Below are 12906 nucleotides of genomic sequence, written 5' to 3'. Positions count from 1 at the left end.
ATTATTTCTTGTTGCAGGCCATTTCAGCGCCTGTTTTGCAATCGGGGTGGCAATAGAACTCAGCGCCGCTCAGGCGCGCCACGGTGTGCATGTCTTTGTCGCCACGGCCAGACAAATTCACCAAAATTACTTTGTCTTTCGGCAGGGTTTTGGCCAGTTTGGCCGCATGGGCAAGTGCATGGCTGCTTTCCAGCGCCGGGATAATGCCCTCGATTCGACAGCACTGGTGGAAAGCTTCCAAGGCTTCTGCATCGGTAATGCCCACATATTCTGCTCGGCCAGAATCTTTCAACCATGCATGTTCAGGGCCCACACCGGGATAATCCAGGCCCGCAGAAACCGAATGGGTTTCAATAATTTGCCCATCATCACTTTGCAGCAAATAGGTGCGGTTGCCATGCAACACACCAGGAGTACCAGCGCTCAGCGATGCAGCATGCTTGCCAGTTTCAATGCCCTCGCCAGCCGCTTCCACGCCAACCAGCTTCACACCATCCACGTTCAAGTAGGGGTGGAAAATACCCATGGCGTTTGAGCCGCCGCCCACACAGGCCAACACATAATCGGGCTGCTTGCCCACCATTGTTGGCATTTGTTGAATGCATTCGCGACCTATCACGCTTTGAAAATCGCGAACCAGCATGGGATAAGGGTGTGGACCAGCCACCGTGCCAATGATGTAAAACGTGTCTTCCACGTTGGTCACCCAGTCGCGCATGGCTTCATTCAGTGCGTCTTTCAGGGTTTTGGAGCCTGAGGTCACTGGAATAACTTCGGCGCCCAACAACTTCATGCGAAATACGTTCTGCGCTTGACGGGCCACGTCTTCCTGCCCCATGTACACCACACATTTCATGCCGTAACGCGCCGCCACGGTGGCCGTGGCCACGCCGTGCTGACCTGCACCTGTTTCAGCGATCACGCGGGGCTTGCCCATGCGCTTGGCCAACATGGCCTGCCCAACGCAGTTGTTCACCTTGTGGGCGCCAGTGTGGTTCAGGTCTTCACGCTTGAAGTAAATTTGTGCGCCGCCCACCAGTTCAGACCAACGCTTGGCATGGTAAATGGGGCTGGGGCGACCCACAAAATGCTTCAGCTCATTTTCAAACTCGGCGAGAAACTCGGGGTCATTTTGATAGTGTGCATACACACTCTTCAGTTCTTCCAGGGCGTGAACCAGGGTTTCAGACACAAAGGTGCCGCCGTAGGGGCCAAAGTGGCCTGTGGCGTCTGGAAATTCATAGGGTTTGTTCATGATGCTGCTCTATCTGGGTTCACTTACAACAGCCCTGCATCGGCCTTCTGGACCGCCTTGCAGAACATTTCAATTTTCTCGATGCTCTTGATGCCGCGCGCCGACTCAATCCCGCTGGACACGTCGACGCCGTAGGGTTGCAAACCATGAATGGCTTGCTCAACATTGCCTGCATCCAACCCCCCGGATAATACCAAAGCCTGCTTCAGTTCACCTGCTTTGGGCAGCAAAGACCAGTCAAAAGTATGTCCAGTTCCACCATACGCCTCGCTCCAGGAATCGACAAGAAGCGCCTGCGCAGACTCAAACCGCGCGCTCTCCACCCGCAAGTCCACCCCAGCCTTCATTCGAATGGCTTTGAGGTAGGGACGAAGAAAACTTTCGCAAAACTCCGGGCTTTCATCGCCATGAAACTGCAACAGCACATTGGGAATTTCCGAGATTACGGAATTCACGAAATCAGCCTGCGGGTTCACAAACAAGGCAACCGGGGTTTGCCAGGCACCCAAACAACGAGCAAGCAGGCCAGCCTGCTTCACCTCAATGTGGCGCGGTGAAGGCGGGTAAAACACGAAACCCACAGCATCAGCCCCGGCCCGTGTGGCCGCACGCACCGTGTCTTCCGTTTGAAAGCCGCACAACTTGATTCGGGTTCTCATGCAAACAGGTCCTGTATTCCGTAATGCTCAGGGTACTCAATATTCCACAAGCTTAAACCTTGGGCGGGATAAGTTTTTGCCGCCAGGCTTCTGTTTTTGGATTCCAGAACCTCTTTCAACCAGCCCTCGGCTTGTCTGTGCTGGCCTACTTCCATGAGACTGCCCATCAGGTTTCTCACCATGTGGTGCAAAAACGCATTGCCGTGAATCTCAAAATAGCAATGGTCACCAGCTTCAATCAGGTTTAAAGCATACAAAGTGCGCACCGGGCTTGCCGCCTGGCATTGCGAGGCACGAAAGGCACTGAAATCATGGGTACCCAACAGGCAGGCAGCCGCCCGGCGCATGGCTGCCAAATCGAGCGGGTAATACACCCAGGTCATGAAACGCTTGAACGGATCGCGAACTGGCGCACTGTAAAAATAGTACCGGTAGGTACGTGATACCGCGCTGAAACGCGCATGAAAACCGGAATCAACCTGCTTTGCACCCTGCACGGAAATGGTGGGTGGCAAGCTGTTGTTGACCCCTTTAACCCAAGCCGTCAGCGGCCTGTCGGCCGCAGTATCAAAATGCACCACCTGCTGGCGGGCATGCACGCCAGTGTCGGTTCGGCCCGCACAAGTTAAGGAAATGGATTCTTGGGCTATGGCCTCAATGGCTTTGGTCAAATAATCCTGAACAGTGCGGCCATGCGGTTGGGTTTGCCAGCCTTCAAACTCGTGGCCGTCATAGCACAGGCCCAAGGCCACTCTGTTCATTTAGCTCAACGTGGCCAAAAGCGCCTTGGCCTTGCGAACCTGGTCATCATCGCCTTTCTTGACTATTTCGTTCAGCAACTCTTTGGCACCGTCGGCATCGCCAATTTCAACATACGCGCCCGCCAGGTCCAGCTTGGTGGCAACTTCTTGCCATGTGGCATCGTCCACCTTCGGGTTTGGAACATCCATATCCAGGTCAGCAAGCACCTTGTCCCCTTCCTCGGACACGTCAGCAGGCGTTGCCTCAGTGGAATCCGGGCTGCCCTTCTCGTCCTCAATGTCCACCAAATCATCAAAGGCGGCATCTATTTCACTTGCAGCATCCTCGTAATCGGGCGCGGGCTGTTTGCGCAATTCATCCAGTTCTTCCTGCGCTGCCAAGGTGCCCTTCTCGATCTCATCCAGATCATCGAGAATTGAACCCGATTCTGATTTGCCTGATTCTTCCTCAGGAAAATCGAGCGTCACCTCGCTGTCCAAAGACTCCTTGTGCTGCAGTGCCTCATCAGAAGCCTCATTCAGTTCAGGAATGTCGTCATCCGCAGCTGGTTCAGCTTTCACTTCCTCAGGGGCCGCACGCATCTGCGTGGCATCATCCAAGTCCGCCGTCTTCAATCGATCATTCAGCACTTCATCCAGATCAAAATCAGAGTTCTCAGCCTTGTTCAAACTGCTGGCGCGCTCAGCTGCAATACCCGCACTGGCCGCTGCTATGGTTTCATCAAACTCATTCACTTCACTGAAAGAAGAATCGTCTTCCGCATCAAACTGATCTTCCTCATTCCCGGCTTTTTTCTTGCGTGCACGGGCAATCAGCAGCAGTACAACCAACACAGCCAAACCACCCGCGCCAGCCAAAATCCAGGGCATCCAGTCAAACGGTTGCTCTTCGACTGGCGCTTGTTCTACGGGCGCTTGCACACCTTCTGTGGCTTCAGCCGCTTCGCCAGCCTGTGGCGCATCAGCGAATTGCTCAGTTGTTTGCTCAGTGGCTTCATCATCCGCCAGTGTTTCCGACGGCACATCGACAGCGGCCGGCTCAGTCGAATCAGTGGGCTCTGCTGTTGTTCCTGCGCCAGCAGGTGCCGCAGGTTCGCCGCTCAAATCCTTTTGCATGTCGAGCAATCGCTGCAAATCGCTCACATTCTTTTCAAGCAATGCAATTCGTTCATTCGCCTCGGCCAGTGCCTTGTTTTTGGCAAGCAACTCTTCTGCGTTCGCATCCGCATTGCCCGAACCTTGGGCAGCGCCGGGTGCAATTTGCAAGCGATCTGCTGGCGCACCGCTGTTTGCGTTGGGGGCTTGCTCTTTCGGAGTAATGCTTCCCTGACTACTGGTCGAATCTGCGGAAGCAACTTGATTGTCCACCGTCAGCAAACCGATTTGACGAGCATAAGCAGAGTACACATTGCGATCGTCGTTCTGCGCAAGTATCAGCAAAGCCTCATTGGCATTGTTGGCCCGCAACGCAGCTCGGTTGGGAACCCGAATTTGTGCACCTTCACGAATCAAATGCACGCTGCCGTTGATGAATGAATCTTTGTTGGCCTGGTAAATTGCCGCCATGGCCTGGTTCAGCGTCACACCGTCGCCCACCAGCTGCAAAGCCAACTCCGACAGGGTGTCACCACGCTGAACATTCAAAGTGCCTTCAGGCACTACGGGCGGCGCAGCCGGGGCCGGCGCGGAAGCTGCGGGCGGGCGGGAAGGCGCGGCCACTGGCGGCGGCGCCATCGGGGGTCGAATTTCAGGAAGGCTTGTTGCAGGCTCATCGGCCTTGGCCACACCCACTGGCACAGTCAGGGTGTATTCGCGGGCAACACGCCCACCCGCCCAAGTCAATTCAACCAAGGTATCGATGAAACCGGCGGGCAAAGGCTGCGCCGACGTAATTTTGACAAGGGCTGTACCGGGCTGGGGGCCATCTTGCACGGCAAACTGAAGATTCTTCAGGTTTGGATCCATGCTCAGGCGCGCCGCCCTGAAAGCCTCAGCAGAAGCCAGCTTGGCCTGCAAGGAAGCACGTTCCTCTGGCAACACCAAATCAACCTGGATTTCAGCCAAAAAGGGCTCGCCCGCACCCGACAGCACTTCGAGCTTACCGAGCTGCGCTGCCTGCGCGAAGGAACTTGCCAACAAACCTGACGCAAAAACAAAGGGCAGAATCTTCTTTTTGGTATGCCTCACCCGTTTACTCCATGAATGTACAAGCCACCTTCGGCAGCTTTTTTGGGATCAATATTGATGCAGCTTAGCGTTCGATCAAAATACGCAGCATACGGCGCAGGGGCTCGGCCGCACCCCACAACAGCTGATCGCCCACAGTAAACGCGCTCAGGTAGCTGCCGCCCATGGCCATTTTTCTCAAACGGCCCACAGGCACATGCATACGGCCAGTGACAGCAGCCGGGGTTAAATCGCGCATGGATGCATCACGCTCGTTGGGCACCACTTTAACCCAATCATTGGCCTTGGCAAGCATGTCATTGATCTCATTCAAAGGAATGTCTTGCTTCAGCTTGATGGTCAAAGCCTGCGAGTGGCAGCGCATGGCACCCACACGCACACACAAGCCGTCTACAGGCACACAACCGGGTGCACCCATGGCGGGTTTGCCCAGAATTTTATTGGTTTCAGCACCGCCCTTCCATTCTTCTTTGGACTGGCCATTGCCCAGGTCTTTGTCAATCCAGGGAATGAGGCTTCCGCCCAGTGGCACACCAAAATTGTCAGTTGGGTAAGCATCAGAATTAATATGCTGGGCCACCTTGCGATCGATTTCCAGAATGGCAGATGCCGGGTCGGCCAACAGGTCTTTGACTGAACCGTGAATGCTACCCATTTGCGAAATCAGTTCGCGCATGTTCTGTGCACCAGCGCCAGAGGCAGCCTGGTAAGTCATGGAGGTGATCCATTCGATCTTGTCATTCTGGAACAAGCCACCCAATGCCATCAGCATCAGCGACACTGTACAGTTACCACCTACATAATTCTTGATACCCTTGGTCAGGCCATCCTTGATCACGTTCATATTCACGGGGTCAAGAATGATGATGGCGTCGTCTTTCATGCGCAGGCTTGAAGCCGCGTCAATCCAGTACCCATTCCAGCCCGCCTCGCGCAGCTTGGGGAACACCTCATTGGTGTAGTCACCGCCCTGGCAAGTCAATACCACATCCATTTGCTTCAAGGCGTCGATGCTGTTTGCATCTTGCAATGGGCCAGCGTTGCCAGCGAAAGCCGGTGCCTTGCCACCCGCATTCGAAGTGGAGAAGAAAATCGGCTCGAAATGCGCGAAATCATTCTCTTCTTGCATGCGTTGCATCAGCACGGAACCCACCATGCCACGCCATCCAACCAAACCAACTTTCAACATAACAAAACTCCAGTACTTTTAAATTCTTGAATTGCGATTACGCCTTCTCACTGCTTGGCCAGCGCTGCAACAATCGCATCGCCCATACCTGCAGTGCCGGTGCGTACCTTGCCTTCGCGCCAAATATCGCCTGTACGCGGGCCAGTGGCCAGCACGGATTTCACCGCATTTTCAATGCGTGTGGCGTAGTCCTCCAGACCGAATGTATAACGCAGCATCATTGCCGCAGAAAGCACCGTGGCCATGGGGTTGGCCAGGTCTTTGCCAGCAATATCAGGCGCTGAACCATGAATTGGTTCGTACAAGCCAAAGTTTGATTCATTCAGCGAAGCCGAGGGCAACATGCCGATAGAGCCAGTCAACATCGACGCTTCATCGGACAAAATATCACCGAACAGGTTACCCGTCACGATGACATCAAACTGCTTGGGGTTTTTCAACAACTGCATGGCGCAGTTGTCCACGTACATGTGGCTCAATTCAACATCGCTGTATTCCTTGCCCACTTCAGTCACAATGTCGCGCCAAAACTGGGTGGTTTCCAACACATTGGCCTTGTCGACAGAGCACAGCTTGCCACCGCGCTTTTGCGCAGCCTGAAAGGCCACATGGGCAATGCGGCGAATCTCGGTTTCGGCGTAGCGCATGGTGTCAAATGCCTCGCGTTCGCCCTTGAAAGGACCATCCTCAGCAATGCGGTTGCCACGTGGCGTGCCGAAATAAATGTCGCCAGTCAATTCCCGAACAATCAGAATGTCCAGCCCCGCTACCACTTCCGGACGCAACGTAGACGCATCGGCCAATTCCTCGTACACCATGGCTGGGCGGAAGTTGGCAAACAAATTCAAAGCCTTGCGAATGCCCAGAATGGCTTGCTCGGGGCGCAAATGGCGCGGAAGCGTGTCCAGAGAAAAATCGCCCACGGCACCGAACAACACTGCATCTGAAGCCTTGGCCAAGGCCACCGTCTCTTCCGGCAGTGGAACACCTTTTTCACGGTAAGCCACGCCACCAATCAGGGCGTGCTCAAACTCAATATTCAAACCATCGGTTTTCAGGGCTTCAAGCACCTTCACTGCTTGGGCTGTGATTTCCTGGCCAATACCGTCACCGGGCATTACGGCAATCTTTAAAGTCATTCGTGTTCTCGGTTTATTGTCTGGTTAAATGGTGTTGGCCAGCCAAGGCTGATTGGCCAAGCGGTTTTTCTCGAAAGCGACAATTTCTTCACGATGCTGCAAGGTCAGGCCAATGTCATCAAAACCGTTCATCAGGCAGTGCTTGCGGAATGCATCCACGTTGAAGCCATAACTTTTGCCAGCAATACTCACCGTTTGGTGCTCAAGGCTTACCGTGATTTCAATACCAGGCTTGGCATCAATCGCTGAAAAAATATCTTTAACTTCTTCTTCTTTTAAAACAATAGGTAAGAATCCATTCTTAAAGCAATTATTGAAGAAAATATCAGCAAAACTGCTCGAAATAACTGCCTTGAAACCATATTGCTGAAGTGCCCAAGGCGCATGCTCTCGAGAAGAGCCGCAACCAAAATTGGGACCTGCCACCAGCACAGTACCGCCCTTGAATTCTGGTTTGTTCAGTTCGAAATCGGGATTCAGGGGGCGCTTGGTGCAATCCATGCCAGGCTCACCTTCGTCCAGATAGCGCCAACCATCAAACAAGTGCTCACCAAAACCAGTGCGCTTGATGCTTTTCAGGAATTGTTTGGGGATGATGGCGTCGGTGTCCACATTGGCGCGGTTCAACGCAACGGCAATGCCAGTGTGGGTTACAAATTTGTCCATAATTAATCCGTGAATGTTCCGGTTCATCCGGAGTTCAAGCCATGCAAGCAAACGCTTGCTCGCACGGCATAGAAATGCAAAAAAATTACTTCTTGTTTTCGTCGGCTGAGCGTTCAATGGCTGCGCCACCGGCCTTGATGTCTTTGCCCATGCCCTCAATGGTGTTACAGGCAGACAACGACAAGGCTGACAAAGCAAGCAAAATTGCGGAAACGATTTTCATATCAAACACTCCTCTGTTTTAGAAGTTTCTGGAATCAGTGAAATGGCCTGCAATCGCTGCCGCAGCCGCCATGGCCGGGCTGACAAGGTGTGTACGGCCGCCCGCACCTTGACGTCCTTCAAAGTTCCGGTTGCTGGTAGAGGCACAACGCTCTCCACTGCCCAAGCGATCCGCATTCATGGCCAGGCACATGGAGCAACCGGGCTCGCGCCATTCAAATCCGGCTTCGAGGAAAATTTTGTCCAAGCCCTCTTGTTCCGCCTGGGCCTTGACCAATCCTGAACCCGGAACCACCATGGCCAGCTTGACCGATTCCGCTTTTTTCTTGCCCTTTACCACTGCTGCGGCGTCGCGCAAATCTTCGATGCGCGAATTGGTGCAAGAACCAATAAACACCGTGTCCACGCTGATTTCCTCGATTTTCTGCAAAGGCTTCAGGCCCATGTATTGCAAGGCGCGCTCGTAGCCCTGGCGTTTCACCGGGTCTGCCACAGAGGCGGGATCGGGCACCACGCCGTGCACATCAGTCACCATCTCGGGTGAAGTACCCCAGCTCACTTGTGGCTGAATGTCTTCAGCGCGCAGTTCAACCACCTGGTCAAAATGTGCACCTTCATCTGAATGCAAGGTTTTCCAGTAAGCAACAGCGGCATCCCACATGTCGCCTTTCGGGCTGAACGGGCGCCCCTTCACGTATTCAATTGTTTTTTCATCCACAGCGACCATGCCAGAACGGGCCCCGCCCTCAATGGCCATATTGCACATGGTCATGCGGCCTTCAACCGACAAGCCGCGAATGGCTGAGCCTGCAAATTCAATGGCATAGCCAGTACCACCCGCTGTGCCAATTTTGCCAATAATGGCCAGAATGACATCTTTGGCAGACACGCCTTTGCCCAAAGTGCCCTCAACACGCACCAGCATGTTTTTGGCCTTCTTCATGAGCAAACACTGGGTGGCCATGACATGCTCAACTTCCGAGGTACCAATGCCAAACGCCAGCGCACCAATTGCGCCATGAGTGCTGGTGTGAGAGTCGCCACACACCACAGTCATGCCCGGCAAGGTCGCGCCCTGCTCTGGTCCGATCACATGCACAATGCCTTGACGCAGGTCTTTGATGTCGAAATAGGTCAAACCGTGGGCTTTTGCATTTTTGTCCAGGGTTTCAACCTGCAAACGCGAGGTAGGGTCTGCAATGCCTTTGGAACGATCGGTGGTGGGCACGTTGTGGTCTACCACAGCCAGGTTGGCGCTGTTGCGCCACAAGTCACGGCCGGCAAGCTCCAAACCTTCAAAGGCTTGAGGGCTGGTCACCTCATGCAGCAAATGGCGGTCAATGTAGATCAGCGAGGTGCCATCGTCTTCGGTGCGCACCACATGACTTTCCCAGAGTTTGTCGTAAAGAGTTTTTGCCATTTTCAAAGACCTGCTTCGGGCCGACTCATTCAGTTCACCTGGTGCACCAAAAGGGTCAGCAAATTACGTGGAATAACCCCTAATTATGCCACAGCCAGCCCAGGCCTTGCAGCACAGCCGGTATGGCCGCGCCCCAAAATCAAGTAGCCCGCGCTTAACGCTTCTTGGCTTGCTCATACAAAGGCTGAACCCGGGCCGAATACACTTCAAGATCCTGAATTCGATTTTCAGGCGAAGGATGAGTTGACAACAGCTCGGGAGGCGAACCACCACCAGCCTTGCTCATCTTCTGCCAAACACTAATTGCAGCGCGGGGGTTATAACCCGCACGCGCCGCCAACTCCACGCCAATCCGGTCAGACTCAACTTCGTGAGATCGGCCATACGGCAGCGAAATTGCAACATTCGCGGCCATACCCGCCAGGTCGGATGCACCACGAGACAAACCAAAAACAGCCGAAGCCAGATCCAACCCAAGGTTCGTGGCGAGTTGCTGCGAAATTCGTTCCCGGCTGTGTTCCCGCAAAGCATGAGCAATCTCATGCCCCATGATGGCCGCGATTTCATCGTCAGTCAGGGCCAGTTTTTCAATCAAGGCGGAGTAAAAAGCAATTTTGCCCCCCGCCATGCACCAAGCATTCAGCTGGTCCGATTCAATCACGTTGACTTCCCATTTCCACTGCGGCGCATCGGGCCGAAAGGCCACGGTTTGAGGAATAAGGCGATTGGCAATGGCGCGTACCCGGGCCACTTGTTTGGCATCGCGGTTCAACTTGCCCTCTTTCTGGGCCTTGGCGATAACGTCGGCATAGCCTTTCGCAGCGGCCGCGTCCACTTCGGCCGAGGAAACCAGCACAAACTGGGAACGCTCAACCCCAACAGCCCCACCCGTGGTGGTTTGGGTGGTTAAACACGCTGCCAACACCCCCGTTGAAAACGCAAGTGTCAGCGTTAAAGTGGTGCGTCGCTTAAGTCCGGAAAATACCATTGTTTTTCACCTGTAATTTTCAGTAAAACCGCTTTCTAGAAACGGCACACAATGCCGAGAAGTTGACATCAATTACCCGTATAGGACAGTTTATCCCGACAAAAGTGCCGAAGTTGACTGCTTGCTGGCTATCGTAAAACGCCAGCCGAGAAGCAAAGCAATCAAACCACTGATTGAGGCCATGACAAAAGCGCTGGCTGGCCCGCCCCACTCCCAGGCAAAGCGGCCCAAAAATGTACCCGCCGAACCACCAAGTCCATAGGCAATCGTGGCGTACATGGCTTGCCCTCGAACCACCAGTTTCACTGGCAGGTTTTCTCTCAACCAGGAAATGGTAGCGGTGTGGTGTGCCGCGAATGTTAAAGCATGCAAACCTTGGGCAAACAGCATAACCCAGCCATATTCCGGAAATGCTGCGGTCAGGGCAAAGCGGAATGCACAGGCCGCAAAGCTGACACAAAGCCAGGTGTTCAGGGAAAAACGTTTGAAAAACCGGGTTTGTAGGGCAAAAAATACCACCTCACACATCACGCCAAAGGCCCACAAGCCGCCAATGCTCATTTCTGAGTAATTGAATTCAAGCAAATAGAGCGAAAAGAATGCATAGAAAACCCCATGCGCGAAAATCATGAAAAATGCAGCCAACCAGAACAGCGGCATGGGCCCGGGCAATAACAGGCGCTTGAATCCGCTGCCGGTGAAGGCAATAGAACTTTCAGTACTGGCTACCCGGGGCGAATCGGGCGTGAACTTCAAGGCTGCAACAAACCCCAGCAGCAGCATGGCACAAGCCCAAAACGGGTAAGAGGAAAAACCAAAACGGTCAGCCACTGCCCCGAAAACCAGCACCGCCAGTACAAACCCAAGCGAACCATACAAGCGCACCTGGCCATACTGGCCCGTGCAACCAGCACAACGCTCCATGGCGTAGGAATCGGACATGGGCACCAAACCGGAAATACTGAGGTTCAGCAACAACACCAGAACAATGAGGTGCGAGGGGGTTTGCTGGTACCAAAATGCCAGGGCTGCAAAACAAAAGCCTGCAAAAGTACCCAGCCGAATCCAGCGAACCCTGTTGCCGGTGTGATCAGCAAGCCAGCCCCAGGCAAAGGGGCCCACAATTCGCATCAACTGCATCATGCCCAAAGCCAGGGCGATTACGTCAAGGTTGTGGCCAATCGACTTCAGGTAAGGCCCTAAAAACGGCGAATACAGGCCTACAAATGCGAAATACGCTGCGTAAAAAAGCGCTAACCAGCCCAGTTGCAAATGCCTGCCCGTTTTGAGGTTGACGGTTTAATAATTTGAAATACCAGGGGGAATTTGAGGTGTATCCACCTGGACGTCTGCGCACTGCGCGCGGTGCACCAGCAGGTGATCCATAATCACCAAGGCCAGCATGGCCTCTGCAATGGGCGTTGCCCGAATTCCAACGCAGGGATCATGGCGACCGTAGGTTTCAACCTCGATCGGATTGCCTGTCTTGTCAATTGACTTTCTGGGCAAACGAATACTGGAGGTTGGCTTGATTGCCATGCGAACTTCGATGTCTTGCCCGGTTGAAATGCCGCCCAGAATACCGCCTGCGTGATTTGAGCCAAAGCCCTCGGGGGTCATCTCATCGCCATGCACAGAGCCTTTTTGAGCAATACACGCGAAACCCGCACCAATTTCAACACCCTTCACCGCATTAATGCTCATCATGGCATGGGCGATGTCGGCATCCAGCTTGTCGTACAAGGGTGAACCCAATCCCACGGGTACACCAGTGGCCTGCACACGCAAGCCTGCACCGCAGGAATCGCCCGACTTTCTCAAGGCGTCCATGTAAGCCTCAAGCTCAGCGACTTTGCCGTTGTTTGGCGCGAAGAACGGGTTGGTGTGCACATCGTCCCAGCTTGAAAATGGAATGTCCACTTCACCAATTTGAGTCATGCAACCTCGGATCTCGATGCCCAGCTTGCCGCGCAACCATTTTTTCGCAATAGCGCCAGCAGCCACCATGGGCGCGGTCATGCGGGCTGATGAACGACCGCCTCCACGATAATCACGGATGCCGTACTTGTGCCAGTAAGTGTAATCAGCATGGCCGGGGCGAAAGGTGTCCATGATATTGCCGTAGTCTTTGCTGCGCTGGTCTTGATTGCGAATCAGCAGGCCAATCGGCGCGCCCGTGGTTATACCTTCAAACACACCGGAAAGAATTTCAACCTGATCGGCTTCCTGACGCTGAGTAACATGGCGGGAAGTGCCTGGCTTGCGTCGATCGAGGTCAGCCTGCAGATCTGCTTCAGTCAGTGGCAAGCCCGGTGGGCAGCCATCCACCACGCAACCAATGGCAGGCCCATGGCTTTCCCCAAAATTACTGACCACAAAAAGGCGACCCAGGCTGCTTCCGGACATGCGTGTTCACTCGA

At 54.0% G+C, this 12906-nt stretch carries 12 protein-coding genes; all 12 read right to left on the bottom strand.

Annotated features, from left to right (window positions below; all coding sequences use genetic code 11):
• Position 1 precedes the first annotated feature (1 nt).
• Positions 2-1255 (bottom strand): tryptophan synthase subunit beta, encoded by a 1254-nt coding sequence (gene trpB / locus FCS97_RS11240; RefSeq protein ID WP_138518514.1) that lies wholly within the window; start codon positions 1253-1255, stop codon positions 2-4.
• A 23-nt stretch (positions 1256-1278) separates the two neighbouring features.
• On the bottom strand, positions 1279-1914 hold the full coding sequence (locus FCS97_RS11235; protein WP_138518513.1) for a phosphoribosylanthranilate isomerase: 636 nt from the start codon (positions 1912-1914) through the stop codon (positions 1279-1281).
• On the bottom strand, positions 1911-2675 hold the full coding sequence (gene truA / locus FCS97_RS11230) for a tRNA pseudouridine(38-40) synthase TruA (protein WP_138518512.1): 765 nt from the start codon (positions 2673-2675) through the stop codon (positions 1911-1913). The genes FCS97_RS11235 and truA overlap by 4 nt, the downstream gene beginning before the upstream one ends.
• On the bottom strand, positions 2676-4811 hold the full coding sequence (locus FCS97_RS11225) for a FimV/HubP family polar landmark protein (RefSeq protein WP_138518511.1): 2136 nt from the start codon (positions 4809-4811) through the stop codon (positions 2676-2678). It lies immediately after the preceding gene.
• Between the two features lie 115 nt (positions 4812-4926).
• Positions 4927-6048 (bottom strand): aspartate-semialdehyde dehydrogenase, encoded by a 1122-nt coding sequence (asd, locus tag FCS97_RS11220; RefSeq protein WP_138518622.1) that lies wholly within the window; start codon positions 6046-6048, stop codon positions 4927-4929.
• Positions 6049-6098: 50 nt separating this feature from the next.
• Positions 6099-7190 (bottom strand): 3-isopropylmalate dehydrogenase, encoded by a 1092-nt coding sequence (leuB, locus tag FCS97_RS11215; RefSeq protein WP_138518510.1) that lies wholly within the window; start codon positions 7188-7190, stop codon positions 6099-6101.
• A 24-nt stretch (positions 7191-7214) separates the two neighbouring features.
• Positions 7215-7856: a 3-isopropylmalate dehydratase small subunit gene (gene leuD, locus FCS97_RS11210; RefSeq protein ID WP_138518509.1), complete on the bottom strand. Its 642-nt coding sequence runs from the start codon at positions 7854-7856 to the stop codon at positions 7215-7217.
• A gap of 85 nt (positions 7857-7941) precedes the next feature.
• On the bottom strand, positions 7942-8079 hold the full coding sequence (locus FCS97_RS11205; RefSeq protein WP_138518508.1) for an entericidin A/B family lipoprotein: 138 nt from the start codon (positions 8077-8079) through the stop codon (positions 7942-7944).
• Positions 8080-8097: 18 nt separating this feature from the next.
• Positions 8098-9498: a 3-isopropylmalate dehydratase large subunit gene (gene leuC, locus FCS97_RS11200; protein WP_138518507.1), complete on the bottom strand. Its 1401-nt coding sequence runs from the start codon at positions 9496-9498 to the stop codon at positions 8098-8100.
• 154 nt (positions 9499-9652) lie between these two features.
• Positions 9653-10486: a M48 family metallopeptidase gene (locus tag FCS97_RS11195; protein WP_138518506.1), complete on the bottom strand. Its 834-nt coding sequence runs from the start codon at positions 10484-10486 to the stop codon at positions 9653-9655.
• 90 nt (positions 10487-10576) lie between these two features.
• Entirely contained in the window at positions 10577-11758 is a 1182-nt protein-coding gene (locus FCS97_RS11190) for an MFS transporter (RefSeq protein WP_138518505.1), read from the bottom strand.
• A 27-nt stretch (positions 11759-11785) separates the two neighbouring features.
• Positions 11786-12892 (bottom strand): chorismate synthase, encoded by a 1107-nt coding sequence (aroC, locus tag FCS97_RS11185; protein ID WP_138518504.1) that lies wholly within the window; start codon positions 12890-12892, stop codon positions 11786-11788.
• Positions 12893-12906: the final 14 nt, after the last annotated feature.

This window comes from Limnobacter alexandrii, from assembly GCF_005871185.1.
Taxonomy (GTDB): domain Bacteria; phylum Pseudomonadota; class Gammaproteobacteria; order Burkholderiales; family Burkholderiaceae_B; genus Limnobacter; species Limnobacter alexandrii.
The sequence above is the reverse complement of the archived record's forward strand: the minus strand, read 5'-3'. Positions and strand labels throughout refer to the sequence as shown.